A 25,808-nucleotide genomic window follows, 5' to 3' on the forward strand; every position below is an offset into this window, starting at 1 on the left:
GGATTGGCGGTCGATTTCTCTATTTTACAGTGCCGGACGGGGCCGGTAATTTAGTTAATGTCCATAACAAATAAAACAAGTTGGAGATGATATGAACAACCCCGCAAAGTGGCTGCGCCGCAGTCTGTGCTTTATGGCGGTCAGCGTCGCCGCAACCGTCAACGCCGAGCAGATCAGCATGGAAACCGTCGCGCCCAGCAGCGTGGCGGGCATCGTGCCCCAGACCATGGCCAGCTTCTGGGCGCAGGATGGGGTCGATGTGCAGTTGTCGATGAACCAGACCCTGACCAAATCGCTGCTGAAAATGACCCAGGGAGCACTGGACTCCGCGGTCGTTCCCCCCAATGCCTACAGCGCCCTCGTCGGCGGTCGGGCACCGTACGCGGGGATGGGCGACAAGGGCGCGGCGCTGGCTCAGAACGTGCGTTCGCTGTTCAGTATTCCCGCCAGCGTCTACCACGCCATCGTCTGGAATGACTCCGGTATCAGGTCCTGGGCCGATGCCGAGGGCAAACGGATCTTCATCGGCCCGCCGGCCGGCAGCGCCAACGAGCAGATTACCTCCATCGTCAAGGCCGGCGGTTTGAGCGAAGGGCAGTACGAGGCCGTCAAGGCGCCCTGGGGCGCAGCGGCGCAGAACTTCCAGGATGGCCAGTTCGACGTGCTGGTGTCGACCTACGGGCTTGGCTCCCAGGCGCTGTCGGAACTGAGTCTGAGCCGCGATATACGGCTGCTGTCGGTGAAGCCTGAAAATGCCGAGCCGCCGGCGGGGTTGGGCCTGGTACAGCGGACGATTCCCGCCCATACCTATCCCGGTCAGCAGAACGAGGCTGATGTCATCGGCTGGCAGGCGGTACTGATGCTGGCGGTGAAGAAAGACCTGTCCGACGAGCTCGCCTACGAGCTGACCAAGTCCTATATGGAGAACCGCCAGGCGCTGGCAGACGGCAATGCACTGCTGCAGGAGTTGCCGAGCGCCAATCCTCTCGCCGGTGTCAACGCGCCGCTGCACCCGGGCGCCCTGCGCTACTACCGCGAGGCGGGCATCGAAGTACCTGAGTCACTGACGGTCAACTAGGTGCCGATCCGGTCCCGGTTCTGATGACCACTCCCTTCCCAGGCGGCGCCCGGTGCGCCGTCGTTCTGGAGGTTGCAATGTCTTTCTGTTCTTCGGTCGCGCGTAAACCCCTGTTCTGGCTCACCTCTGCACTGAGCCTGCTGGTGAGTCTGTATGGTCTGGCGAATGTGATGCCGGCAATCGGTGATTTTCGCCTCGGACCTTTCCCGATGATCTTCTTTCGGGCGACCTTCTTCGCGCTCTGCGTGCTGGTGGTGCTGCTCGGGTTTCTGAGCGCTGGCGAAAAACGTCAGCCGACCTGGGTGATGCTGGTCGGCGGCCTGCTGAGCGTCGGTCTGATCTGGTCCTGCTGGTCGTTCTACGATGTCAGCATCATGCTGGACGAGTCGATGTTCCTGTTCGGCTCGCACGAAATGTGGATTGCGCTGCTGGCGTCCGCCGGCGCGCTGTTTTTCTGCTGGCGTATCTGGGGCGCACCGGTGGCGCTGCTCGGGATCTTCGGTATTGCATACATGGCGACCGGTCACCTATGGCCCGGCCCGCTCAAAACCGTCAGCGGCAGCGTCGAGGAGACCCTGGCGCAGAATCTGCTCTACAGCCTGGATGCCGGCATTCTCGGCAGCACCTTTTCGGTGGTGATCACCACCGTGTTTCCGTTCATTATCCTGGGCGCGGTGCTTGAGGGCGTCGGCGCCGGCGATTCGATGATCCGCATCGCCTTTTCCTGGATGCGCCGTGCCGCCGGCGGGCCGGCCCATGCCGCCGTGCTGTCCTCGGCGCTGTTCGGTACCGTGTCGGGCAGCGCTGTGGGTAACGTGGTCGGCACCGGTGTCGTTACCATCCCGATGATCAAGCGCAGGGGTTTTACGTCCAACTTCGCAGGTGCCGTGGAAGCGGCGGCATCCACCGGTGGGCAGATCATGCCGCCGATCATGGGCGCTGCCGCCCTGGTCATGGCCGACTTCGTCGGGGTCAGCTACCTGACCGTGATCGTCGCCATCCTGGTGCCGTCGATCGCCTACTATTGCAGCCTGTTCGCGATGATTCTGTTCGAAACCCGCCGTCTGGGGATCAAGGCGACGACCGCTACCGAGTCCGATCTCGACCGTCCGACCCGGCAGGACTATCTCAACCTGCTGCTGATCTTCCTGCCGCTGGCGCTGATCGTCACGCTGTTGGTTGCCGGGCTGTCGCCGTCCGGTGCCTCCATCTCGGCGCTGGCGCTGTTGTTCCCGCTCAGCCTGATCAATCCGGCGGTCCGTGCGCAGCCGGCCCGGCTGCTGAAGTGCCTCTGCGACGGTGGCAGCACCTTCGCCCAGCTGCTGATGGCGATTGCGGCGGTCAGTATCGTCATCTCCGCGCTGTCGGTGACGGGCGTGCCGGTGAAGTTCGGCACGCTGCTGAGCAGCATGGTGACCGATTCGCTGATGCTCTCTCTGATCGCGGCGGCGGCCTGCTGCATCATCCTGGGTATGGGCATGCCGACGCTGCCGGCCTACGTCACGGTGGCGACCATCGCCATTCCGGCCATGCAGCAGCTCGGTCTCGAGCCGCTGACCGCGCACCTGTTCGTGTTTCTGATCGCGGTCGCCTCGGCGATCACGCCGCCGGTGGCCATCGCGGCCTACGCCGCGGCCAGTATCTCGGGCGGGCGACCGATCGCGACCTCGGTGCAGGCCTCCAAGGTCGGGATCATGATCTTCATCATTCCCTTTATTTTCGCCTACAACCCGCTGCTGCTGATCGTCGAGCAGGCCGGCGCCGCGTTCGAGCTGATGCCCTGGCTCTGGCTGATCGTCAAGCTCGCACTGGGGATCTACCTGCTGGCCACGGCACTGACCGGCTTCGATCGGACGAAACTGCGCCCGTTCGAAATCGCGCTGCGCCTTGGCGCGACCTTCCTGCTGTTCGTGCCCGATGCGGGCTGGGATCTGGCTGGCTTTGCGCTGGCAGCGGTGCTCTGCCTCGGGCACTACTGGACGCAAAGCAAAACCGTGTATTCGAAGGTATTTCAGCAATGACAAACATTATCTATATCGTCGCCGACGACCTGGGCTACGCCGATCTGGGCTGTTACGGCGGTCGCGAAGCCCAGTTCGGCCGGGTGTCGCCCAATATCGACCGGCTGGCGGAAGAGGGCATGATGTTCCAGGAGGGCTACGCCAACTCGCCGGTCTGCTCGCCGACACGCTTCGCGCTGATGACCATGGCCTACCAGTATCGCCTGCGGGGCGCGCTGGAGGAGCCGATCAACAGCCGCAGCAAGGGCAGCAGCACCCTGGGTCTGCCGCCCCATATTCCGACCCTGCCGTCGCAACTGAAGAAGGCCGGCTACTACACCGGTCTGATCGGCAAGTGGCACCTGGGTTACCCGCCGCACTTCGGCCCCCGTGCCTCCGGCTACGACGAGTTCTACGGCATTATGGCCGGCGGCGTCGATTACTTCACTCACCAGAGCGGCCGCGGTGATCACGACCTCTGGATCAACGAGGAGGAGCACGAGGAGATCGGCTACCTGACCGATCTCTTGTCCGAGCGCGCGGTCGAGTTCGTCAACCGTCGCGCGGCGGCGGCGCGCGAAGGCACGCCGTTCTTCCTCAGCCTGCATTACACGGCGCCGCACTGGCCCTGGGAAACGCGGGACGATGGCGAGCTTGCCGGCGAGATCTCCAAGAGCAGCCTGTTTCACCTCGATGGCGGCAATATCCACACCTATCGTCGCATGATTCACCATATGGACGAGGGAATCGGTCAGCTGATGGCGGCGCTGGAGGCGCAGGGCCTGGCCGACGACACCCTGATCGTGTTCACCAGCGACAACGGCGGTGAGCGTTTCTCCGACAGCTGGCCGCTGGTGGGCGGCAAGATGGATCTGACCGAAGGCGGTATCCGGGTGCCCTGGATCGTGCGCTGGCCGGGCGTGGTCAAGCCGGGCTCGGTGAGCCTGCAGCACTGCATGACGATGGACTGGTCCCGCACGCTGCTCGAAGCCGGCGGCGGCAAGATCAACCCCGAGTACCCGGTCGATGGTGTTTCCTTGCTGCCGGTTCTGCGCGGCGAGATCGAGTCGTTCGAGCGGCCGATGTACTGGCGCATGAACCACCGTGGCCAGCGCGCGCTGCGACTCGGCGACTACAAGTACCTCAAGGTCGACGACCACGAGTACCTGTTCAATGTCACGGTTGACGCGCGAGAGCGGGCAAACCTCGCGAAGCGGGAACCGGAGCGGCTGGAGGCGATGCGCGAGCAGTGGCTGGCCTGGAACGACACCATCCCGCAGATCCCGGAGGACGCCACCGTCAGCCTGGGTTACTCGGTCAAGGATATGCCACAGAGGTAAATTGCATGATGAATGACTTTCCGTTTCTTAAACCCTTTGCCCGCCTGACGGCTCTGGTCGACAAGCCGCAGGAGGTGGGTGTCACCCACCACGGGCAGCGACGCCTGATACCGATACTCGGCGGCCAGGTGGCCGGCGATGGCTGGGAAGGGCGCGTGCTTCCGGGTGGCGCCGACTACCAGTTGATCGTCACGCCGCGAATGGCCGAGCTCGATGCCCGCTACACCATCGAGACCGACGGCGGCGACTATATCTACGTGCATAACCGGGCCATACGGGTGGCCGACCCGGAAACCACCGCGCGCCTGGTGCGCGGCGAGAGCGTCGATCCGTCGCTGATCTACTTTCGCTGCAGCCCCAGCTTCGAAACCGCATCGCCGAGCCTGAAGTGGATCAGCGAGCGCCTGTTCATCGGTACCGGTATCCGGCGCCCCGAGTCCGTGGAGCTGGAGCTGTTCGAGGTCTGTTGAGCGTCCATCGAGAGCCAGTTGACTCACCCTTCAATCGAGCATTGAAGCAGCATTGCCCCGCCCCGGTGGGGCCTTTTTATGGCGTGCTGAAGTGGGACACCTTTATCGGCAGGATGGATGGAGCCGCCGTCCGTCGTGTCTTGCCGCATGGCAGGAAGCTGCGGGCGCAACCCATCACCGCCTCCGTCGGTGCCTTCGCTTCGGTTGGCACGGACCGGGTTGAGCAGGCTGCATAGTAGAGTGGTGCAATCAGTTGCTGAACCGTGGATCGCGCAATTTTTGATGGGTTACGCCACCGTTGGGATTTGTTCGAAACCTCAGCTTTGTGCCCATGGCGGCTCGTTAAAGAACCCTTTTTTACGCTCTGGTTGCGCCGGGAAGGCGGCCTCTCGGTGAACCGCGCGGGGCTGGATGGGGTCCGCCATCGCCTGCGAAATAAGTTAATAACAGTAACTAAAATATTTTTAATATATTTTAAGTGTCTGATATCAAAGAAATTATTATTAAATATGTTAAAAACCAAAATAGTTAATTGACATAACTAAATGCCCGCAGTAACTTGGAACCACAAAGTCGAACAACAAGTGCCGAGTGAGGACCAGAACATGAACAAGTACGAAAACCGCTGGGAGACCGTCCTGGTCGAAGTGAGTGAAGGGATCGGTTGGGTCACGCTGAACCGTCCGGAAAAGCGCAACGCCATGAGCCCGACGCTCAACCGGGAGATGGTCGAGGTGCTGAACGAGGTCGAACAGGATCCGGAGATCGGCGTGGTGGTGCTGACCGGCGCCGGCGATTCCTGGACCGCGGGCATGGACCTGAAGGAATACTTCCGTGAAACCGATGCCGGCCCGGAGATCCTGCAGGAGAAGGTTCGCCGCGAAGCGTCCGAGTGGCAGTGGCGCCGCCTGCGTCTGTTCGCCAAGCCGACTATCGCCATGGTCAATGGCTGGTGCTTCGGCGGCGGCTTCAGCCCGCTGGTCGCCTGCGACCTGGCGATCTGCGCCGACGAGGCCACCTTCGGCCTGTCCGAAATCAACTGGGGCATTCCTCCGGGCAACCTGGTGAGCAAGGCCATGGCGGACACCGTCGGTCATCGTCAGGCGCTTTACTACATCATGACCGGCAAGACCTTCGACGGTAGCAAGGCCGCGGAGATGGGACTGGTCAACGAAAGCGTGCCGCTGGAGCAGCTGCGCGAGGCCACCATCGAGCTGGCCGCCAATCTGCTGGACAAGAACCCGGTGGTACTGCGTGCCGCGAAGAACGGCTTCAAGCGCTGCCGCGAGCTGACCTGGGAGCAGAACGAGGACTACCTGTACGCCAAGCTGGATCAGTCGCGCCTGCTGGACAAGGAAGGCGGCCGCGAGAAAGGCATGGCGCAGTTCCTCGACGAGAAGTCGATCAAGCCCGGGTTACAGGCTTACAAGCGCTAATACTGTATGGGCACCTCGAAAAACCTACTGCGCGACTCATATGCTGCGTTGCACGGTGCTCGGAATCCTCATGTATAACCCATACATTGCGGTTCCTGTGCTCCGTGCGCCTTGCCTCTACGCCGCTCGCTACGGTTTTCGAGGTGCCCGTATGAAAGGACTCAGGGCGGCGGGTCCGGACAACCGGCTGCCGCCTGTGGTCGCAGGTCTAATAATCAGAATAAGCGAGTAAATCCCATGTTCGACGTACCTTTGCTGATTGGCGGCAAGACCGTTGCCGCTTCTGACGGTCGCACCTTCGACCGTGTAAGCCCGCTGACCGGCGACGTGGTGTCCCGGGTTGCCGCCGCATCCGTCGCGGATGCCAATGCGGCGGTGGCGGCGGCTCAGGCGGCCTTCCCGGAATGGTCTGGGCTGGCGCCAAACGAGCGTCGCCGTCGTCTGCTCAAGTGTGCGGACCTGATGGAATCGAAGGCGGAAGCCTTCATGGCGGCGGCCAGCGAGACCGGGGCTGCGGCCAACTGGTACGGCTTCAACGTACATCTGGCGGCGGGCATGCTGCGCGAGGCGGCGTCCATGACCACCCAGATCAACGGTGAGGTCATTCCGTCCGACGTGCCCGGCAGCTTTGCCATGGCGCTGCGCCAGCCCTGCGGCGTGGTGCTCGGTATCGCGCCCTGGAACGCGCCGGTCATTCTCGGTACCCGTGCCATCGCGATGCCGCTGGCGTGCGGTAACACCGTGGTGCTCAAGGCTTCCGAGCTGAGCCCGCAGACCCACAGTCTGATCGGCCAGGTGCTGCAGGAGGCGGGGCTCGGCGACGGTGTCGTCAATGTCGTCACCAACGCTCCGGAAGACGCTCCGGCCATCGTCGAGGCGCTGATCGCGAATCCTGCGGTGCGCCGCGTCAATTTCACCGGCTCCACCAAGGTCGGACGTATCGTCGGCGAGCTGTCTGCGCGGCACCTCAAGCCTGCGCTGCTGGAGCTCGGCGGCAAGGCGCCGCTGCTGGTGCTGGACGACGCCGATCTGGATGCGGCGGTTGAGGCGGCGGCCTTTGGCGCCTACTTCAACCAGGGACAGATCTGCATGTCGACCGAGCGCCTGGTCGTCGACAACCGCGTCGCCGACGCCTTCGTCGAGAAGCTGGCGGCCAAGGCCCGGACCCTGCTCGCGGGTGATCCGAACGACGACGCTTCGGTGCTCGGTTCGCTGGTGGACGCCTCGGCCGGCGAGCGTATCAAGGCGCTGGTGGAGGACGCGTTAAGCAAGGGCGCGCGCCTGGTGACCGGCGGACAGCTGGACGGCAGTATCATGCAGGCCACGCTGCTCGACAACGTGACCCCGGAGATGAAGCTCTACTACGAGGAGTCGTTCGGCCCGGTGGCGGTGGTGATTCGCGCCGAGGGTGACGATGCCCTGGTGGAGACGGCCAACGATTCCGAGTTCGGCCTGTCGGCCGCGGTGTTCAGTCGCGATGTCTCCCGCGCCATGGGGATTGCACAGCGCATCGAATCCGGTATCTGCCATATCAACGGCCCGACGGTCCACGACGAAGCACAGATGCCGTTCGGCGGTGTGAAGTCCAGCGGCTACGGCAGCTTCGGCGCCAAGGCGTCGATCGAGCACTTCACCCAGCTGCGCTGGATCACCATCCAGAATACGCCGCGCCATTATCCAATTTGATCTCCAGCCGATCCGAGTTCTATACGCCACAACAATAATAACGGCGCCGCGCCCTTACCGGGTAAACCGAGGTGCGGACGCCGTTGGACAAGTCAGGGAGTCGTTGCAGTGAATATTTCGACCCAGATACCCCCGGGGATCGTTTATCGGCCGGTCTCGATCGGTCATCCGGATGTGGAAATGCGTCAGGAGGACGGCACTTTCTACCTGTCCCCCAGGGAGGCGCTCGCAGCCTATCCGGAGCGTCTGCTCGAGCGGCTGCAGCACTGGGCTGAGGTTCGGCCCGAGCAGACCTTCGTCGCCCAGCGCAGGGGCGACGGCGACTGGCAGCGCATCAGCTATCGCGACATGCTGGCGCGGGTGCGCAAGATCGCCCAGAGCCTGGTCGGGCTGAATCTGTCCCAGGACAGGCCGCTGCTGATTCTGTCCGGCAATGACCTGGAGCATCTGCAAATGGCGCTTGGCGCCATGTACGCGGGCGTGCCCCATTCGCCGGTATCCCCGCCGTACTCGCTGATCGCCCAGGATTTCACCAAGCTCGAGCATATCGTCAACCTGATTCGTCCGGGGCTGGTATTTGCCGCCAGCGGCGAGCGATTTGCCCGTGCCATCATCGCGGTGGTACCGGCCGATACGCCGGTGGTCGTTACCGAAGGCAGCCTGCCGGACCGCGAAGCGCTTTCTTTCGACAGCCTGCTGGCGCCGGAAGACTGCAGCGATGCCGATCGCGCCTACGCCGCTACAGGTCCCGATACCATCGCCAAGTTTCTCTTCACCAGCGGCTCGACCAAGCTGCCCAAGGCGGTGACGACGACCCAGCGCATGCTGTGCGCCAATCAGCAGATGCTGCTGCAGACCTTCCCGGTGTTCGGCGAGGAACCGCCGGTGCTGGTCGACTGGCTGCCCTGGAACCATACCTTCGGCGGCAGTCACAACGTCGGTATCGCGCTCTATAACGGCGGCACGCTCTATATCGACGACGGCAAGCCGACGCCGCAGCTGTTCGAACAGACGCTGCAAAACCTGCGTGAGATTTCGCCGACGGCTTACCTTACGGTGCCGAAAGGCTGGGAAGAGCTTGCCAATGCCCTCGAAGCCGACGCGCAGCTGCGTGAGCGCTTTTTCAAGCGCATGAAGCTGTTCTTCTTCGCCGGCGCGGCGCTGTCCCAGCCGGTCTGGAACCGGCTGGATCGGATTGCCGAGGCGCATTGCGGCGAGCGTATCCGCATGATGGCGGGGCTCGGCATGACCGAAACGGCGCCCTCGTGCACCTTTACCACGGGGCCGGTCTGCTCGCTTGCCGGTTATGTCGGATTGCCGGCGCCCGGCTGCGAGGTCAAGCTGACCCCGGTCAATGGCAAGCTCGAGGCGCGCTTTCGCGGTCCGCACGTGATGCCGGGCTACTGGCGTTCGGAGGAGCTGACGCAGCAGGCTTTCGACGAGGACGGCTACTACTGTACCGGCGACGCCCTGCGGTTCATGGACCCGGAACAGCCGCACAAGGGGCTGATGTTCGACGGCCGTATCGCGGAGGACTTCAAGCTTTCCTCGGGCGTATTCGTCAGCGTCGGGCCGCTGCGGACCCGGGCCATCCTGAAGGGCGCACCCTATGTGCAGGATGTCGTCGTCACGGCGCCCGATCGCGACCGTCTTGGGCTGATGGTTTTTCCCGATCTGCGGGCCTGTCGCGACCTGGCGGGGCTGCCTTCAGGCGCAACGCCTTCGGAGGTCATCGCGGCGCCGGCGGTGCGCGAGTGGCTGCAGGGGCTGCTGGGGCAGCTCAACGAAGAGGCCTCGGGCAGCTCCAACCGCATCGATCGCGCCTGCCTGCAGGCAGAGCCGCCGTCGCTCGATCTCGGTGAAGTGACCGACAAGGGCTCCATCAACCAGAGTGCGGTGCTGAAACATCGCGCGGATCGGGTCGATGCGCTCTACGAAGGTCGGGACAGCGATATCGTCTTCGCCGGCTGACGTCGGTTGATGCCGACCAACGCCGCCGTCGCTGCCGGGATCCGTCAGAGCCGGCGGCGTTTTTGTGAGTAACAGGGGATCGGAGAGTCCAAGTGTCGAATTACACTCCACCGCTGCGGGATATGCAGTTTGTTATCGAAGAGTGGCTCGCAGCGCCCGATGACTGGGCCGGCTGGGAGGCCCACTCGGCGCTGGACGCGGAGCTGGCGGCCCAGGTGCTGGTGGAAGCCGCAAAGTTTGCACAGCATGAGCTGGCACCGTTGAACGCGAGCGGCGATCAGCAGGGTTGCCGGTTCGATAACGGCGTGGTGTCGACGCCTGCCGGATTTCCGGAGAGTTATCGTCTCTTCGTCGAGGGCGGCTGGCCCTCGCTGTGCTGCGCCGAAGAGGATGGCGGTCAGGGGTTGCCGCAGCTGCTGAACGTGGCGATGCTCGAGATGCTGGCATCCGCCAATCATGCCTGGGCGATGTACCCCGGCATTGCCCAGGGTGCCTACGAGTGCCTGAGCGAATCGGCGCCGGCCTGGATCCGCGAGCGCTATCTGCCCGAAATCGTCTCCGGCGAGGCGCTGCCGACGATGTGTCTGACCGAGCCACAGGCGGGTACCGATATCGGCCTTATCCGCACCAAGGCGGAACCGCAGCCGGACGGTTCCTGCCGTCTCCGCGGCAACAAGATCTTCATCTCCGGCGGCGAGCAGGACATGACCGACGACATCCTGCACCTGGTGCTGGCACGTCTGCCCGAGGCGCCGCCGGGGCCGCGTGGTCTGTCGCTGTTCCTGGTGCCGAAATGGCTGGACCGGGAGGGCGGTCGCGAGCGCAATGAGGTCTACTGTACCGGCATCGAGCACAAGATGGGTATTCGCGGCAGCGCCACCTGCAGTCTGTCGTTCGAGGGCGCCACGGGCTGGCTGCTGGGCGAACCGCACGCGGGCCTCAAGGCGATGTTCGTAATGATGAACTCGGCGCGGCTGCACGTGGGGCTGCAGGGACTCGGTCACGCCGAAAAGGCGCTCCAGCTCGCCACCGGGTACGCCGCCGAGCGGCGGCAGATGAGAGCGGCCTCGAGGCCCCAGGGCGTGGCTGCCGCAGCGGTCGATCCAATCGGCTATCACGCGCCGGTCAGGCACAGCCTGCTCGAGCTTCGGGCCTGCACCGAAGGCATGCGCGCGCTGGGCTACTGGACCGGGCACATGCTCGATACGCTGCATCAGGTCGGGGAGGAGGAAGCGGCTGGTCTGCGGCGGCGGGTGGCGCTGCTGACACCGGTGATCAAGGCGTTTTTCAGCGAGCAGGGCTTTCGCCTGAGCAGCAATGCCCTGCAGGTGTTCGGCGGTTACGGCTATATGCAGGAGTGCGGCATCGAGCAGACGCTGCGTGACAGCCGCATCGTGATGATTTACGAGGGCACCAACGAGGTTCAGGCCAACGATCTGCTGCTGCGCAAGGTGATGGCGGACGGTGGCGAGGGCTTGAGGGACCTGCTGGCGCTGGTGCGGCAGGAAGCCGAACTCGCCACCGCCGACAGACCCAGATTCGCCCGGCAACTGAGTGCCGTGTGCGATACGGTGGAAGAGGCTGTCGGGCTGTTGCTGGATAGCCAGGACAGCGAGTATCCGTTCCGTGCTGCCGGCAACTTCCTGCGCCTGCTGGCGCTGTTGCTGATGGCCTATGCCTGGGCGAGAAGTGCCCGGGTGGCGGAGGGCCGTGACGATGACTTCCATCGCCAGAAGCGGCAGACGGCGGCGTTCTTTTTCGACTACGTACTGCCCGAGTATCGCCACCGGGCCGATATGATTCGGGCGGCGCAAGCGCCGCTGCCGTTTGTCTGATCACCCTGGCCGCCCGCCCCGGGCGGCCATTCCCTCTATCAGTTACCCATCCGAATCTGATGGCAGAAGCCCGCTAATGCGGGTTTTGAAAGTAGGATGGGTGGAACGGCGCAGTGCACCGCGTTTGCCTGCCTCTTTGCGCGAAATGCGCCGTGCAACCCATCATGTGGTTTCAGCACATCCTCGGCGATAATAGGGAAGCGGTTGATGGGTTACGCCGCATCGAACATCGAGATGTACCGGCATCTTGGGTGTCATTGCGGCTCCACCCATCCTACTACTCCATCAGGGGCGGAAATGACGTACCAGGGCGTCGCTTCACCCATCCTACGAATCCCTTGATCCGGGCGGCACTCCGTCTGGTGGCCATCCCGTTCATTAAGACCGGAGCTGTTGACGTTTGTGGACGTGGGTCCGCAAACGTCACTAGTCCCTTGGAAACCTATCCCCGATACAGCTTTTTCAGCAGCGCGAGCAACTGGACCCGCTCGTCGTCGCTGAGATTGGCCGTGCCTTCCAGATCGGTGTCCCTGGCGGCCGTCTTCAGTTGTCCGAGCACCTGTTCTCCGGTTTTGCTGAGAAAAATGCCGTAGGAGCGCTTGTCCGGCTTGCAGCGCACCCGCATGGCGAGCCCCAGCTTTTCGAGCTTGTTCAGCAGGGTCACGACCTGGGGCGGTTCGATCAGCAGCTGGCCGCCGAGGTCGGCCTGGGTCAGGCCCGGGCTTTCGCTGATGACCACCAGGGCCGCGAACTGTGACGGGCGAAGGTCGTGCTCGCCGAGTTTGCCGATGAGGCTCTTGTTGACGTGGATATGGGCACGCTTGAGCGAATAGCCGATCAGTTCATCCAGGATGCTGGAGGTGGCGGTGTTGAGTTCGATGTCGTCGAGCAGGGCGGTATTTTGTTGTACAGGCATGGCCGTGTCATCGGATGGTTTTGAAGTTAAGTTAATCAGTATAAGTTATTTTTTATCCAATGGCAGCCCGGACTTCCCGTTGGCTGACAAGGCCACCGAAAACAGCCCCGCGAGCCATATCAGGCCGCCCATCCTGGCCGGGGAGCTCGCCGAAGTTTTTGTAAAGCCTTTATTTTATGGGATTCTCACGTGATTTATGAGCGCTTCAGGTCGCTGCCGGCAGTCCTTGGCGTGGCAGTTCCACCTGTTTCGATAATGTAATAGCCAATCACCGTTTTTGCATTTCACAACCCCGCTGTGGCTGGTTAAGTTAGTTAAGCCTGATAACAAATACAAGCAGGGAGAAAGTAGCATGATTACCCGATCAAAGTGGTTTCGACGCAGTCTCTGTGCCCTGGCCGTCGGCCTGGCCGCGACAGCCCAGGCGCAGCAGATCAGCATGGAAACCGGGACGCCGAGCAGTGTGTCCGGTCTCGTGTCTCAGACCATGGCCAGTCGCTGGGGCGAGGACGGGGTCGATGTACAGCTGTCGATGAATCAGACGATGACCAAATCGGTGCTGAAAATCGGTCAGGGCAAGCTCGATGCGGCGATGATTCCGCCGAACGCGCTGGGTGCGCTGAGGGCGGGTACCGCCCCCTACCTCGGTCTCGGGGACAAGGGGGCCGCGGTGGCCGACAATATCCGGGCGCTGTTCAGTATCCCCACCAGCTACTATCACGCCATTACCTGGGCGGACTCCGGCATCGACAGCTGGGCGGATGCCGCCGGCAAGCGTGTATTCATCGGTCCTCCGGGCGGCGCCGCAAATGCCCAGATTACCGCCCTGGCCGATGCGGGCGGCCTGCCGGAAGGCCAGTATGACGCCGTGAAAGCTCCCTGGGGGTCCGCTACGCAGGGGTTTCAGGACGGCCAGTTCGACGTCCTGGTGATGATCTATGCGCTCGGATCCCAGGCGTTGTCGGAGCTGAGCCTGAGCCGGGACATCAACCTGCTTTCGCTGACATCCGAAAAAGCGGAACCGCCGGAAGGCCTGGGCCTGACCAGAGCCGCTATTCCCGCCGATACCTATCCGGGCCAGACAAATGACGCCGATGCAGTGACCTGGAAGACACTGATGATGATGGGTGTGCGCAGGGACCTGCCGGACGAACTGGCCTATCAGCTCACCAAGTCCTATGTGGATCGTGTCGGTGAGCTCGCCGCATCCAACGCCCTGCTTGGGGAACTGGCGGGTGCCGACCCCCTGGCCGGACTGAATGCCAGGCTGCATCCGGGAGCCGCCCGTTACTACCGGGAAAAGGGCATTCGGATTCCCGAGAACCTGCTGCCAAATTAACAGATTCGGCCTTTGCCCGACGCCGGGTCTGTGCACGCGGCCGGCGTCGCCATCGGCCAATGGAGAACGATCAAGATGAACAACGTCGCGAATAACCCCGATGCCCAGCCGCTGGTACTGCTCGACATTGACGGTCCCGTCGCCACCATCACCCTCAACCGTCCCGAAAAGCGCAATGCGCTGAGCATGGCTGTCATCCATCGCCTCGAGGAGTGCTTTGCGACCCTGCCCGAGTCGGTCAGGGTGGTGATCCTCGCCGGTGCCGGCGAGCACTTCAGCGCCGGGCTGGACCTTTCGACGCTGTCCGAAAGCACCTCCTTCGAGGGTATCCAGCAGTCGATGGCCTGGTACGACGCCTTCGCCAGGATCCAGTTCGGACGCGTACCGGTGATTGCCGTGCTGCACGGCGCGGTCGTCGGCGGCGGGCTGGAGCTCGCCTCATCGCTGCATATCCGCGTGGCGGAGGAAAGCACCTATTTCGGCCTGCCGGAAGGACAGCGCGGCATCTTCCTCGGTGGTGGCGGCTCGGTACGCGTCACCAAGCTGATCGGCTTTTCCCGCGTCACCGAGATGATGCTGACCGGTCATGTCGTCGATGCGACCGAAGGCCACGCCATCGGCCTTGCCCACTATGTTACGCCGGCGGGCGAGGGCATGAAAAAGGCGCGCGAGCTGGCCGAGCGGATTGCCTCCAATGCGCCGCTGTCGAACTTCGCCATCCTCAATGCCCTGCCGCTGATCGCGGAGCAGCCGATGTCCCACGGTCTGATGACCGAGGCGCTGATGGCGTCGGTGACCCAGGGCGCGCCGGAAGCCAAGGAGCGGATCAACGCCTTTCTGCAGAAGCGCGCCGGCAAGGTGGCGCCGGCCTGACCCGCTGAGTCCGCCGCCTTTAAATGCCCACCCATTCGATAACGAGGATCTCCCATGGAGACTGTGAACACCCATAAAAATAACGCGCAGAACACCCCGGCCGAGACGCCGCTCGATGTCGCGCCCCTGTTCAAGCCGCGCTCGGTCGCTATCATCGGCATGTCGGCCCGGCCGGGCTCCGCGAGCCGGGTGGTGCTGGGCAACCTGCTCGCCGGCGGATTTGAAGGCGAGGTGCACCTGGTCGGACGCAGCGGCGGCGACTGCGACGGTCGGGCGATTCTGACCGATATCGAGCAGCTGCCCGAAGGCGTGGACCTGGCGATCCTGATGGTGCCGTCGGCGGCGGTGCTGGATGCTGTGCGGGGCTGCGTGGCCCGCGGCGTTCGCGGTGCCGTCTGCTTCGCCTCCGGCTTCGCCGAAATGGGCGAGGAAGGCCGGCGTCAGCAGCTGGAAATCGCCGAGGTCGCCCGCGCCGGCGGACTGACGCTGCTGGGCCCCAACACCGTCGGCTACTTCAACTACGTCGATGCCTTCTACGTGATGATGGTGGAACTGGTGCTGCCGCCCCGGCTCGACCCGGCAGAGGGCCCGGCCGTCGCCGTGGTTGCGCAGAGCGGCGGTATCGGCGCGCATATTGCCGCCTCGCTGCAGTCCCGGGGCGTGCCGCTGTCGTACATGATGACCACCGGCAACGAAGCCCAGGTCGGGTTGGCCGAGATGATCCGTTTCTTCGCGACGGACGAGCACACCGGCGCCATCGTCGTCTACGCCGAGCAGATCCGCTCCGCGCCGGACTTCCTGGCAGCGGTGCGCGAGGCCCGCGCCAGCGGCAAGGCCGTGGTCATGCTGCACCCGGGGCGCAGCGAGCGCTCCCAGGAGGCGACCAAATCCCATACCGGCGCGCTGACCGGCAATTACGCGGCTATGCGCCTGATGGTCGAGGATGCCGGCGTAGTCACGGTGGACAGCCTCGAGGAAGCGATCGACGTCGGCCAGCTGCTGCTGCGTTATCCGCAGGCGCCGACCGGCGGTCTGGGGCTGATCACCGCGTCGGGCGCAATCTGCGGTCTGACCCAGGACTACGTCGAACCGCTGGGTCTGGAGCTGCCGCCGCTGGGCGAGGCCCAGGCCGAGTCCCTGCGCGAGCACCTGCCGGACTTCCTGCCGCCGCGCAATCCGCTCGATCTCGGCACTCTCTGCGCCTACCAGCCGAACCTGATCGAACGTGGTGTCGCGGCGGTGCTGGCGGACCCGTCCGTCGGCAGCCTGATGATCTCGATGGCGATGCCGGATCCCGAGGCCTCGGTGCTCTGGCTCAGGCACTTCCTGCAGGGCAAGGCCGCCAGCGACAAGCCGGCGATCTATGTCATGCACAACGAAGACGTGCAGCCGTCGCAGGCATTCGTCGACGAAGCCCGTCGCCACGGCGCGATCGTGATGCGCTCGCCGGAGCGTGCGCTGCGGGCACTGGCGCGCGTCACCGCCTTCGGGCGCCGGCAGGCCGAGGCCGGCGAGCCGCAGTCGCCGTCGCGCTCTTTCGCCCAGACGCAGCTGGCGCTGGGGCAGGGCACCCAGGCCGAGTGGGCTTCGAAGGCCGCGCTGCGGGCGCTGGGCATCCCGACCCCGGCCGGCGACCTGGCGACCACGCCCGAGGAGGCGATGCAGATCGCGCAACGGATCGGCTATCCCGTGGTCATCAAGGCCCAGGCGGCGACGCTGGCGCACAAGAGCGAGGTCGGCGGCGTACTGCTCGACATTCGTGACGAAGCGGCGTTGCGCAGTGCCTGGGATACCCTTTACGCCAATATCGATCGCGCGGAACCGTCCTTGGTGCTGGATGGCGTGCTGGTCGAAAAGATGGGCGAGCGGGGGCTGGAGCTGGTGGTCGGCGCCAACCGGGATCCGCACTGGGGGCCGGTGCTGATGGTGGGTCTCGGCGGTATCTGGGTCGAGGCGCTGGGCGATGTTCAGCTGTTGCCGCCGACACTGCCGAAAGCGGCCATCGTCGAGCGACTGCGTCGCCTGAAAGGCGCGAAACTGCTGGCCGGTTTCCGTGGCGCGCCGGCGGTGGATCTGGAGGCGGTCGCCGAGGTGGTCTCGGCGGTGGGACAGCTGATGCTCGAACAGCCGCAGATCACGGAAATCGACATCAACCCGCTGGTGGCGTACGGCGAAGGCAAGGGCGTGGTCGCGCTGGATGCCCTGATCGTCACCGAGTGAACCGGATAGATTCTAGGGAGACTCCCATGGACATTAAAGGAAAAGCGGTACTGGTGACGGGCGGTGCCTCGGGTCTCGGCGAGGCCACAGCGGTACATCTGGCAAGCCAGGGCGCGCGGGTCGCGGTGCTCGATATCCAGCAGGAACGTGCGGAAGAAGTAGCGCAGAGGATTGGCGGTATCGCGATACGCTGCGATGTGACCGACCCGGACAGCGCCGCCACGGCGATTGCCGTGGCACAGGAGGCCCATGGCGTGGCGCGGGTGCTGGTGAACTGCGCCGGCGGCGGTCCGATCCGGCGCGTGGTGGGGCGGGACGGTCCGATGCCGCTGGAGGACTTCGTCAAGGTGGTGAACCTGAACCTGATCGGCGGTTTCAACATGGCCCGTCTCGCGGCGGCACAGATGATCGCCGCCGAGCCCGACGAGCAGGGCGAGCGTGGCCTGATCCTGTTCACGACATCGGTGGCCGCCTTCGAGGGGCAGATCGGGCAGGCCGCCTACACGGCATCCAAGGGCGGGCTGGCGTCGCTGACGCTGCAGATGGCGCGCGAGTTCGCGCAGTTCGGCGTGCGCGTCATGGCCATCGCGCCGGGGATTTTCGAAACCCCGCTGCTGGGCAACCTCTCCGAGGAGCTGCAGCGCACGATCGGCGACGGCATTCCGTTTCCCCGCCGTCTTGGCCGCTCCGAGGAATTTGCCGAACTGGTGGGGCATGTCGCCGCCAACCCCTATCTCAACGGTGAGGTGATTCGCATCGACGGTGCGGTCCGCCTCGCCCCACGCTGATTCGCATTGACCCGCGGCCGGTAATGAAGCTTTCAGGCTTCATTACCGGCCCGTCGCACGAATAAAAAGAGGAAATGATTATGAGTCTGAAAGGGGCGGCCTATATTGTCGGCGCCTACGAGCACCCGACGCGCCATGCGGGCGACAAGTCGCTGGGGCAGCTCCATGCCGAAGTGGCGCTCGGTGCGCTGCAGGATGCGGGGCTGACGCTCGAGGATGTGGATGGCTATTTCTGCGCCGGCGACGTGCCGGGCTGGGAGGGTCAGGGTTCGGGTCCGTTGTCGATGGTCGAGTATCTCGGTCTCAAGCTGCGTCACCTCGATACCACCGAGACCTGGGGTTCCGCCTATCTCAACCTGGTGGAGCATGCCGCGCGTGCAATCGCCGCCGGCAAGTGCCGGGTGGCGCTGATCACCCAGGCCGGCCGGCCGCGGGCGGACAGGATGTCGCCGGAAGCGGGTCACCGCAAGCAGGCGCAGACCAGCGGGGAGGCGCAGTTCGAGCTTCCCTACGGTCCGGTGGTGACCAATATGTACGGCATGTGTGCGATGCGGCACATGTACGAACACGGCACCACCTCCGAGCAGCTGGCCTGGATCAAGGTGGCGGCGTCGCACCATGCAAAGCACAACCCCAACGCGATGCTGCAAAAGGTCGTGACGGTCGAAGACGTGCTGGAATCTCCGATCGTCTCGACTCCGCTGCACCGGCTCGATTGCTGCGTCATCAGTGACGGCGGCGGCGCGGTGGTGCTGGCGCATCCCGACGTGGCGCGCTCGCTGAAGCGTCCGCTGGTCACGCCGGTCGGCGCCGGCTTCACCGTCAAGCACCTGAACGGCGGCTACTTCGATATCCTGGCGTCGGGCGGCGTGCAGAGCGGTGCCGAGGCCTTTGCCCAGGCGGGTGTCACGCCCCGCGATATCCAGTACGCGTCGCTGTACGACAGCTTCACCATCACCGTGCTGATACAGCTGGAGAACCTCGGATTCTGCGAGCCGGGGCAGGGCGGGCGCTTCGTCTCCGACGGCGGGCTCATTTCCGGCGTCGGCAAGCTGGCCGTCAACACCGATGGCGGCGGCCTGTGCAGCAACCATCCGGGCAACCGCGGCGGCATGACCAAGCTGATCGAAGCGGTGCGACAGCTGCGCGGTGAGGCCCACTGTGCGGTGCAGGTACCGGACTGCCGGCTGGCGCTGGCGCACGGCACCGGCGGTCAGCTCGGCGCCCGCCACGGCAGCGCGACCCTTATTCTGGAACGGGAGGCCTGATCATGAACGAACGTACTATTCCGTCGCCGCAACCCTGGCACGAGACTCAGCAGTACTGGGATGCCGCCAATGACGGCATCCTGCTGCTCAAGCGCTGTCTCGACACCGGCAAGGTATTCCACTATCCGCGCGCGCACAGCCCTTTCACCGGCAGCGCCAATACCGACTGGTGCGAAGTCAGCGGCGAGGGGACGATCTACTCGTACAGCGTGCTGAGCCGTGCCGAGCCGCCCTATTGCATCGCCTACGTGACCCTCGCCGAGGGTCCGACGGTGCTGACCAATGTGGTGACCGACGACTTCGACTGCCTGCGTATCGGGCAGCCGGTCCGCGTCGAGTTCGTGGCCAGCGAAAACGGCCAGAAAGTGCCGGTGTTCAGACCCTGTTAGGGCCGATAGAGGATCGATAGAAGCGGAGGGCGGAGCGGCCTCGTCCCGACCGCGTGGGAGCGGCGCCCCCGCCGCGAATAGCCGGAGCAACATTGAAAGCTTCGTCGCGGGGAAGTGCCCGTGGGTTTGGGTATGCGGCTACTAGGGGGCCACCTGGATGGCTTAACTCCATTCGCGGCGGGGCGCCGCTCCTACGGGCTTAACCCCATTCGCGGCGAGGCGCCGCTCCCACGGATGGCAGAAGTGCCTGACCGCGTGGGAGCGGCGCCCCCGCCGCGAATAGCCGGAGCAACATCGAAAGCTTCGTCGCGGGGAAGTGCCCGTGGGTTTGGGTATGCGGCTACTTTGGGAACTCCCGCATGGCTTGACCCCATTCGCGGCGGGGCGCCGCTCCTACGGGCTTAACCCCATTCGCGGCGGGGCGCCGCTCCTACGGGCTTAACCCCATTCGCGGCGAGGCGCCGCTCCCACGGATGGCAGAGGTGCCTGACCGCGTGGGAGCGGCGCCCCCGCCGCGAATAGCCGGAGCAACATCGAAAGCTTCGTCGCGGGGGAGTGCCCGTGGGTTTGGGTATGCGGCTACTTTGGGAACTCCCGCATGGCTTGACCCCATTCGCGGCGGGGCGCCGCTCCTACGGGCTTAACCCCATTCGCGGCGAGGCGCCGCTCCCACGGATGGCAGAAGTGCCTGACCGCGTGGGAGCGGCGCCCCCGCCGCGAATAGCCGTGGATCCGGCGCCATCATATCGATCGCCGTACAGATCGATTGGTGTCGGGTGACAATATACCCAGTCCCATTGGCCTGCAATCAGGCGGCGGGTTCGAGCTCCCGGGCGATCCCGGCCAGCAGGTGGCAGAAGCGGTCGAGCAGCGGCGACGGCGGTTGGGCGTCGCGTCGGTAGTAGCTGATGCTGTGGTGTCCGCCGGAAACGGGCACCGGCAGTATTGCCAGTTGCCCGTCCCGGAGCGCGGCGCAGGTCGGCGTGATCAGGGTGATACGGTCGCTGTCCAGCAGCAGGGTCTGAATGGCGACGAGGTTGCCGGTTTCGACCGCGACCTCCGGTGGCGTCAGGCCTGCGTCCAGGAACGCCTCGTCGAAGCGGCTGCGTGCAGGAGAGCCCTGGCGCGGGGCTATCCACTGGGCTTCGAGCAGATCGGACAACTTCAGCGAAGTGCAGTCAGCCAGCGGGTGATTGCGCCGTGCCACGGCCGTCAGCCGGTCGGTGTAGAGGTTGACTTCGGATACACCCTGGGGTGTCTCGCCGCCTCCCAGCACACCGACCAGAATGTCGATTTCGCCTTTGTGCAGCGAGTCCATCAGGGCGTCATAGGTGCCGTCCAGGATACTGACGCTGATACCGGGAGATGCCTTCAGCAGGCGTGAAACGGCCCTGGGTACCAGCAGGCTGCCGGCAAACGGCATCGCGCCGATCACGAGGCGGCCGGCGGAGCGGCCATGCCAGGCGGCAAGCTCGTCCGGCACCCGGACAAGCTCGCGAAGCGCCAGTCCGATATGAAGGGCCAGAGCCTGGCCGCAATCCGTGGTCTGCAAACCCTGTCGGGTACGCAGAAACAGTGACACTCCGAGCTGCTTTTCGAGCTCCCGAAGGTGGCCGCCAATGGCCGCCGTGCCCAGCGACAGTTGACGGGCCGCGAGGGCTTCCGAGTGCAGGCTGGCCAGCGTCACCAGCACGCGCATCTGGCGATAGCTGATGTGCTGGGCGAGGCGCGCCCCTCTGGCCTGTCCATCCTGCGGCAGTGACCGCTCCGCTTCCTCCAGATGGTGCAATACCCGCTTAAAGCGCCGCAGCACGATATCGCCCGCGGCCGTGCAGCGCATCCCGCTGTGGTTGCGCTCGAAGAGGGCCTGTCCGAGTTCGGCTTCCAGATTGCTGATCGCACGCGACACCGTCGGCTGGGAAAGGTGCAGCGATTCGGCGGCACGGATGACACTGCCGCTCTCGGCGACGGCTACCATGGCCCGCAGGCGTCGAATGTTGGGGGTGTAGTCGGGCGCCACCGGCGCCCCCTCAGTCATGCTGTCCATGGGCGTTGCGACCTGTGCGCGGTTGGGCGGGGCCTGCTCGTGACGCGTGACGCGTGACAGGTTACGCGTCACCCGTAACCCGTAACCCGTAACGCGTAACCCGTCACCCGTCACCTGGTTCAGGCAGCGCTTCTTTATGCAGCGCTTCTTTACGCCGCCACGGTACCGTGCGGGTCGATAACGAATTTCTTCGCCGCACCGCCGTCGAAGTCAGCGTAGCCTTTGGGCGCATCGTCGAGGCTGATGACCTGGACGTTGACGGCGTCGGCGATCTTCACCTTCTCGAACAGGATCGCCTGCATCAGCGGGCGGTGGTACTTCATCACCGGGCACTGGCCGGTGTGGAAGCTGTGGGACTTGGCCCAGCCGAGACCGAAGCGCATGCTCAGCGCGCCCTGCTTGGCGGCGTCGTCGACCGCACCCGGGTCTTCGGTCACGTACAGGCCCGGAATACCGATCTGGCCGCCGGCGCGGGTCAGGGACATCGCCGAGTTCAGCACGGTGGCCGGGGCTTCCTTGCCGTGGTTGCAGCCGCAGGCATGGGCTTCGAAACCGACGCAGTCGACGAAGGCGTCGACTTCGCGCTCGCCGAGGATCGCCTCGAGCTTGTCGGCCATGTCGCCGTCCTGGGTCAGGTCGATGGTTTCACAGCCGAAGCTGCGCGCCTGGGCCAGACGGTCTTCGATCATGTCGCCGACGATGACGCAGGCGGCGCCGAGCAGCTGGGCGGACACGGCCGCCGCGAGGCCGACGGGGCCGGCACCGGCGATGTAGACGGTGGAGCCCGGGCCGACGCCTGCGGTGACGCAACCGTGGAAGCCGGTCGGGAAGATATCGGACAGCAGCGTCAGGTCCTTGATCTTCTCCATCGCCTGATCGGCATCGGGGAACTTCAGCAGGTTGAAGTCGGCGTAGGGCACCATGACGTATTCGGTCTGGCCGCCGACCCAGCCGCCCATGTCGACGTAGCCGTAGGCGGCACCCGGACGCGCCGGGTTGACGTTCAGGCAGATGCCGGTCTTGCCTTCCTTGCAGTTGCGGCAGCGGCCGCAGGCAATGTTGAAGGGCACCGATACCAGGTCGCCGGGCTTGATGAACTCGACATCACGACCGCACTCGACCACCAGGCCGGTGATCTCGTGGCCCAGTACCAGGCCGGAGGGCGCGGTGGTGCGGCCGCGGACCATGTGCTGGTCGCTGCCGCAGATATTGGTGGTAACGACCTTGAGAATAACGCCGTGGTCGCACTTGCGGTTGCCGATCTCGAGTTTCGGATAGGGGATGGATTCGACGGCGACTTCGCCCGGGGCCTTGTAGACGACGCCGCGGTTGCCTGCGGATGCACTCATAGTCATGTCCTTTGTTATCAGGTTTCTTTTTGTGTTGTGTGTCGGGCCGGGGCCCGACGCGGTTTCCTTTGTTCGGGAACGGGCCCGGTGAATCAGGTGTTTTCCAGCGCCAGCACGCTGATCCCCGTGGTCATCGGCGCGTAGTAGAACTGGTGTACTTCGCGCACCTGTGGTGTAAGGGCGCCGCGCATCACCAGCCACATGATCACTTCACCGCCTTCGGCGCCGGCGGCCGTCATCACCTCTTGGTGCGACAGCTCGGCCAGGGCTTCTGGCTTGTCCTGAATATCCCGCAGCCACTGCCGGTCCCACTCCTCGTTGATGAAGCCGAAACGCTCGCCGTTGAGCTGGTGCGACAGGCCGCCGGTGCCGACCACCGCGACCCGCAGGTCTTCGGGGAAGGACTCGATGGCGCGGCGCAGCGCCTGGCCGAGCTTGTAGCAGCGCTTGCCGCTCGGCAGCGGGTGCTGGATGACGTTGACCAGCAGCGGGACGACCTTGACCGGCCAGTCGTCGTCATCGTGTGACCAGAGCAGCGGCATGGCGGTCAGGAAACCGTGGTCCAGCTCCATTTCCTGGCAGAGGGTGAGATCGAACTCGTCCGCCAGCAGCTGGTTGGCCAGGTGGACCGACAGGTCCGCGTGGCCGGGAAAGTCCGGTAGCGGGCGCCGGCCGTAGCCTTCGTCCGCGACCCGGTAGCTGTCGGCCACGCCGAGGGCGAAAGTGGGGTAGCGGTCGAGGAAGAACTCGGTGCCGTGATCGTTGTAGACCAGGATCACGACGTCCGCCTTGACCTCTTCCGCGAGCCAGCGTTTGACCGGCTCATAGCCGTCGAACAGCGGCTTCCAGGCCGGGTCGTTCTGTTTTTTCTGGTCGTAGGCGCGACCGATCGAGGGAACGTGGGATGAGCCGATACCGGCGACAACTGTGGCCATCAGACAGCTCCTGGTACCTGTCGGGTTTTCATGAAGGTTTCGTAGCTTTCACCGCGCATCTGGGCACCGATCTGGTACAGGCCGTGGCCGACGGTGGCGGCGAGCTTGAGGAAGAAGAACAGGTTGCCGCCCAGCTGCGTGAGCCTGAGCCAGTCGCGCTCGCGCACCGCCTGTTTCTGTTCGTCGTCGAGCCCGTAACGGCTCATGTACGCCTCCTCGTCGGCGACGAAGGCGGCGCGGTTCTCTTCCAGCTTGAGCGAGTTGCACATGCGGTTGATGGCGTATCCGCGCCGAGAAAGCTGCAGATCGAACACATAGGTGCCGGGAATGCCCCAGCGGTCGTTCTGTTCGGACATGTCGGGTCCTCCTGAATCCTGTAATGCAGAGCCGTGGGATGGGTGGAGCCGCCCTGGCACCTGCTATCGGCATAAGGCGCTGCTAAAGCGGCGGAACCCATCAACAGCGCCGATCTTCGTCGCCATGGACTGAAATCACATGATGGGTTCCCCGAAAAATCCTCCTGCATTTTCGGGGTTTCCGCTGTCCATAGCGGTTGCACGACGCCGCGATTCGCGGTAGCAATTTAATTCTCGTGCCAGGCGTCGTTTCACCCATCCTACGGTTTGTCATTTTTCCCCTGCCGGTCTGCTACAGATCCCGGTGCATAACGAAGCGGGCCTTGCGGGCGGCGATGTACCAGCCCCCCAGTCCCGCCACGCATTCGTCCTCGAACTCGCCGACCAGCAGGCGGTCGTCCATCGCGGGGCCGAGCGGGTCGCCTTCGCCCTCCCGGTTGGCAGTGGCGTAGATCTGGACATAGGTCAGCACCCGGGCGCGCTCCGCCGACTCGACGGTGACGCGGATGTTGCTGCAGATGTGACGGGTGATACGGTCGCGGGGGCGGCTCTGGTAGCTGTCCAGAATCGCCGCGCGTCCTTCCAGCGGTGTGTCCGGCGCCGTCGGGCGATAGAGCCTGGCGTCCGGCGTGAACAGCGCCGCCAGGCCGGTGTAGTCCTGCCGGTCGGCGCAGTCGGCCGAGTCAAGGATCAGGCGGGTGCAGCTGCGCTCGACCTGGTCGCGCAGCGAGTCAGTGAGCAGTGTCATCATGCCGCCTCCAGCCACTGGCGCAGCAGGGCGCTGACCGCCTCCGGGCGCTCCATGGTCGTCATGTGTCCGGAGTCCTCGATCACCTCCAGCCGGCTGCCGGGTACCAGCCGGGCCATTTCCTCGTGCCGCTGCAGCGGGCTCCAGCTGTCCTCGCGACCGCAGACCAGCCAGGTGGGGCAGGCGAGGCGGGGCAGCAGCGGGCTGGCGTCCGGCCGGCTCAGCAAGGCTTCTATCTGGGCGGCGAAGATCGTTGGTGTCTTGCGCTCGATCATCGCCAGGATCTGCCCGACCAGCTCGGAGTCCTCGAGGCGCGACGGGTGCACCATGCCGTTGAGCCAGGTGCTGCCCATCTCGCGCATCCCGTGCTCCCGGGCCTGACGCAGCAGTGCCAGGCGACCCTGTTCCTCGCGCGCGCCGGCTTCGCCCTGCGCGCGGGGCTGGAAGCCGGTGTCGAGCAGCATCAGCCGCGTCACCCGCTCGGGCGCCTGGCGGCAGATCTCGAGCGCGACCCGGCCGCCCATGGAGTGTCCCGCCAGCGCGAAGCGGGGCGCGGCGTCCTGCAGGGCGATCTGCGCCATGTCCTCTATGGACGCGGCGCTGCCGTAATCCGGCACGCGGCAGTCGATGTCATGGAGGGCTTTGATCTGGTCCTGCCAGACGGCCCTGTCACAGAGCAGGCCTGGCAGCAGTAACAGTTGTTGCATCTGTAGATTCCTGGTTTGGCTGGCTTTCAAAAATCTATCTGGGTTGCAGAAAAACGT

General features: G+C 64.6%; 21 protein-coding genes and 1 other RNA gene. 15 read left to right on the forward strand and 7 right to left on the reverse strand.

Annotated elements, in window-relative coordinates; translation table 11 throughout:
* Positions 1-91: 91 nt before the first annotated feature.
* From IEX85_RS13560 to IEX85_RS13600, 9 genes are all read left to right on the forward strand, one after another.
* A complete protein-coding gene (locus tag IEX85_RS13560) occupies positions 92-1,078 on the forward strand; it encodes a TAXI family TRAP transporter solute-binding subunit (protein ID WP_188861149.1) in 987 nt (328 codons plus the stop codon).
* A 77-nt stretch (positions 1,079-1,155) separates the two neighbouring features.
* A complete protein-coding gene (locus IEX85_RS13565; protein WP_188861150.1) occupies positions 1,156-3,099 on the forward strand; it encodes a TRAP transporter permease in 1,944 nt (647 codons plus the stop codon).
* A complete protein-coding gene (locus IEX85_RS13570; protein ID WP_188861151.1) occupies positions 3,096-4,418 on the forward strand; it encodes a sulfatase family protein in 1,323 nt (440 codons plus the stop codon). The genes IEX85_RS13565 and IEX85_RS13570 overlap by 4 nt, the downstream gene beginning before the upstream one ends.
* A 5-nt stretch (positions 4,419-4,423) precedes the next feature.
* The gene (locus IEX85_RS13575) at positions 4,424-4,888 is read left to right on the forward strand and encodes a DUF3237 domain-containing protein (RefSeq protein WP_229721913.1); all 465 of its coding nucleotides are present in this window, start codon (positions 4,424-4,426) and stop codon (positions 4,886-4,888) included.
* Positions 4,889-5,493: 605 nt separating this feature from the next.
* Entirely contained in the window at positions 5,494-6,324 is an 831-nt protein-coding gene (locus IEX85_RS13580) for a p-hydroxycinnamoyl CoA hydratase/lyase (RefSeq protein ID WP_188861152.1), read from the forward strand.
* Between the two features lie 70 nt (positions 6,325-6,394).
* Positions 6,395-6,469: non-coding RNA, sX9 sRNA (locus IEX85_RS13585), on the forward strand.
* Between the two features lie 92 nt (positions 6,470-6,561).
* Positions 6,562-8,010, forward strand: a complete 1,449-nt coding sequence (locus tag IEX85_RS13590) for an aldehyde dehydrogenase (protein ID WP_188861153.1) — start codon at positions 6,562-6,564, stop codon at positions 8,008-8,010.
* Positions 8,011-8,118: 108 nt separating this feature from the next.
* Complete coding sequence (locus tag IEX85_RS13595) at positions 8,119-9,981, forward strand: feruloyl-CoA synthase (RefSeq protein WP_229721914.1); 1,863 nt, start codon at positions 8,119-8,121, stop codon at positions 9,979-9,981.
* 92 nt (positions 9,982-10,073) lie between these two features.
* A complete protein-coding gene (locus IEX85_RS13600; RefSeq protein ID WP_188861154.1) occupies positions 10,074-11,816 on the forward strand; it encodes an acyl-CoA dehydrogenase family protein in 1,743 nt (580 codons plus the stop codon).
* A gap of 442 nt (positions 11,817-12,258) precedes the next feature.
* Here the strand turns inward: IEX85_RS13600 and IEX85_RS13605 are convergent, their stop codons facing one another.
* Positions 12,259-12,732: a MarR family winged helix-turn-helix transcriptional regulator gene (locus IEX85_RS13605; protein WP_188861155.1), complete on the reverse strand. Its 474-nt coding sequence runs from the start codon at positions 12,730-12,732 to the stop codon at positions 12,259-12,261.
* A gap of 352 nt (positions 12,733-13,084) precedes the next feature.
* Between IEX85_RS13605 and IEX85_RS13610 the strand changes: the two genes are divergently transcribed.
* The 6 genes from IEX85_RS13610 (at position 13,085) to IEX85_RS13635 (ending at position 19,609) form a co-directional block, all read left to right on the forward strand.
* Positions 13,085-14,071 carry a TAXI family TRAP transporter solute-binding subunit gene (locus IEX85_RS13610; RefSeq protein WP_188861156.1) on the forward strand — a complete coding sequence of 329 codons (987 nt, stop codon included), beginning with the start codon at positions 13,085-13,087 and terminating at the stop codon, positions 14,069-14,071.
* A 75-nt stretch (positions 14,072-14,146) separates the two neighbouring features.
* A complete protein-coding gene (locus IEX85_RS13615; protein WP_188861157.1) occupies positions 14,147-14,944 on the forward strand; it encodes a crotonase/enoyl-CoA hydratase family protein in 798 nt (265 codons plus the stop codon).
* Positions 14,945-14,998: 54 nt separating this feature from the next.
* Entirely contained in the window at positions 14,999-17,164 is a 2,166-nt protein-coding gene (locus tag IEX85_RS13620; protein WP_188861158.1) for an acetate--CoA ligase family protein, read from the forward strand.
* A gap of 26 nt (positions 17,165-17,190) precedes the next feature.
* Positions 17,191-17,952 (forward strand): SDR family NAD(P)-dependent oxidoreductase, encoded by a 762-nt coding sequence (locus IEX85_RS13625; protein WP_188861159.1) that lies wholly within the window; start codon positions 17,191-17,193, stop codon positions 17,950-17,952.
* Positions 17,953-18,032: 80 nt separating this feature from the next.
* The gene (locus IEX85_RS13630; protein WP_188861160.1) at positions 18,033-19,220 is read left to right on the forward strand and encodes a thiolase family protein; all 1,188 of its coding nucleotides are present in this window, start codon (positions 18,033-18,035) and stop codon (positions 19,218-19,220) included.
* Between the two features lie 2 nt (positions 19,221-19,222).
* Positions 19,223-19,609, forward strand: a complete 387-nt coding sequence (locus IEX85_RS13635; protein WP_188861161.1) for a Zn-ribbon domain-containing OB-fold protein — start codon at positions 19,223-19,225, stop codon at positions 19,607-19,609.
* 808 nt (positions 19,610-20,417) lie between these two features.
* Here the strand turns inward: IEX85_RS13635 and IEX85_RS13640 are convergent.
* The 6 genes from IEX85_RS13640 to IEX85_RS13665 form a co-directional block, all read right to left on the reverse strand.
* Positions 20,418-21,656, reverse strand: a complete 1,239-nt coding sequence (locus IEX85_RS13640) for a LysR family transcriptional regulator (protein ID WP_188861162.1) — start codon at positions 21,654-21,656, stop codon at positions 20,418-20,420.
* A 149-nt stretch (positions 21,657-21,805) separates the two neighbouring features.
* On the reverse strand, positions 21,806-23,005 hold the full coding sequence (fdhA, locus tag IEX85_RS13645) for a formaldehyde dehydrogenase, glutathione-independent (protein WP_188861163.1): 1,200 nt from the start codon (positions 23,003-23,005) through the stop codon (positions 21,806-21,808).
* 92 nt (positions 23,006-23,097) lie between these two features.
* Complete coding sequence (locus IEX85_RS13650; RefSeq protein WP_188861164.1) at positions 23,098-23,940, reverse strand: class III extradiol dioxygenase family protein; 843 nt, start codon at positions 23,938-23,940, stop codon at positions 23,098-23,100.
* A complete protein-coding gene (locus IEX85_RS13655; RefSeq protein WP_188861165.1) occupies positions 23,940-24,296 on the reverse strand; it encodes a protocatechuate 3,4-dioxygenase in 357 nt (118 codons plus the stop codon). Before IEX85_RS13655 ends, IEX85_RS13650 begins: the two co-directional genes overlap by 1 nt.
* A 292-nt stretch (positions 24,297-24,588) precedes the next feature.
* Positions 24,589-25,047, reverse strand: a complete 459-nt coding sequence (locus IEX85_RS13660; protein WP_229721915.1) for a nuclear transport factor 2 family protein — start codon at positions 25,045-25,047, stop codon at positions 24,589-24,591.
* Positions 25,044-25,751 carry an alpha/beta fold hydrolase gene (locus IEX85_RS13665; protein WP_188861166.1) on the reverse strand — a complete coding sequence of 236 codons (708 nt, stop codon included), beginning with the start codon at positions 25,749-25,751 and terminating at the stop codon, positions 25,044-25,046. Before IEX85_RS13665 ends, IEX85_RS13660 begins: the two co-directional genes overlap by 4 nt.
* Positions 25,752-25,808 lie beyond the last annotated feature (57 nt).

The sequence above is a fragment of the Marinobacterium nitratireducens genome, assembly GCF_014645375.1.
In the GTDB taxonomy this organism is placed as follows: domain Bacteria; phylum Pseudomonadota; class Gammaproteobacteria; order Pseudomonadales; family Balneatricaceae; genus Marinobacterium_A; species Marinobacterium_A nitratireducens.

Bases quoted from the DNA above. Each gene is read 5' to 3' on its own strand.
- IEX85_RS13615 (WP_188861157.1), top strand. From the start codon at position 14,147: ATGAACAACGTCGCGAATAACCCCGATGCCCAGCCGCTGGTACTGCTC.
- fdhA (WP_188861163.1), bottom strand. From the start codon at position 23,005: ATGAGTGCATCCGCAGGCAACCGCGGCGTCGTCTACAAGGCCCCGGGC.
- IEX85_RS13630 (WP_188861160.1), top strand. From the start codon at position 18,033: ATGAGTCTGAAAGGGGCGGCCTATATTGTCGGCGCCTACGAGCACCCG.
- IEX85_RS13575 (WP_229721913.1), top strand. From the start codon at position 4,424: ATGATGAATGACTTTCCGTTTCTTAAACCCTTTGCCCGCCTGACGGCT.
- IEX85_RS13560 (WP_188861149.1), top strand. From the start codon at position 92: ATGAACAACCCCGCAAAGTGGCTGCGCCGCAGTCTGTGCTTTATGGCG.
- IEX85_RS13570 (WP_188861151.1), top strand. From the start codon at position 3,096: ATGACAAACATTATCTATATCGTCGCCGACGACCTGGGCTACGCCGAT.
- IEX85_RS13665 (WP_188861166.1), bottom strand. From the start codon at position 25,751: ATGCAACAACTGTTACTGCTGCCAGGCCTGCTCTGTGACAGGGCCGTC.
- IEX85_RS13650 (WP_188861164.1), bottom strand. From the start codon at position 23,940: ATGGCCACAGTTGTCGCCGGTATCGGCTCATCCCACGTTCCCTCGATC.
- IEX85_RS13625 (WP_188861159.1), top strand. From the start codon at position 17,191: ATGGACATTAAAGGAAAAGCGGTACTGGTGACGGGCGGTGCCTCGGGT.
- IEX85_RS13565 (WP_188861150.1), top strand. From the start codon at position 1,156: ATGTCTTTCTGTTCTTCGGTCGCGCGTAAACCCCTGTTCTGGCTCACC.
- IEX85_RS13640 (WP_188861162.1), bottom strand. From the start codon at position 21,656: ATGGACAGCATGACTGAGGGGGCGCCGGTGGCGCCCGACTACACCCCC.
- IEX85_RS13635 (WP_188861161.1), top strand. From the start codon at position 19,223: ATGAACGAACGTACTATTCCGTCGCCGCAACCCTGGCACGAGACTCAG.
- IEX85_RS13620 (WP_188861158.1), top strand. From the start codon at position 14,999: ATGGAGACTGTGAACACCCATAAAAATAACGCGCAGAACACCCCGGCC.
- IEX85_RS13605 (WP_188861155.1), bottom strand. From the start codon at position 12,732: ATGCCTGTACAACAAAATACCGCCCTGCTCGACGACATCGAACTCAAC.
- IEX85_RS13610 (WP_188861156.1), top strand. From the start codon at position 13,085: ATGATTACCCGATCAAAGTGGTTTCGACGCAGTCTCTGTGCCCTGGCC.
- IEX85_RS13655 (WP_188861165.1), bottom strand. From the start codon at position 24,296: ATGTCCGAACAGAACGACCGCTGGGGCATTCCCGGCACCTATGTGTTC.
- IEX85_RS13580 (WP_188861152.1), top strand. From the start codon at position 5,494: ATGAACAAGTACGAAAACCGCTGGGAGACCGTCCTGGTCGAAGTGAGT.
- IEX85_RS13660 (WP_229721915.1), bottom strand. From the start codon at position 25,047: ATGATGACACTGCTCACTGACTCGCTGCGCGACCAGGTCGAGCGCAGC.
- IEX85_RS13590 (WP_188861153.1), top strand. From the start codon at position 6,562: ATGTTCGACGTACCTTTGCTGATTGGCGGCAAGACCGTTGCCGCTTCT.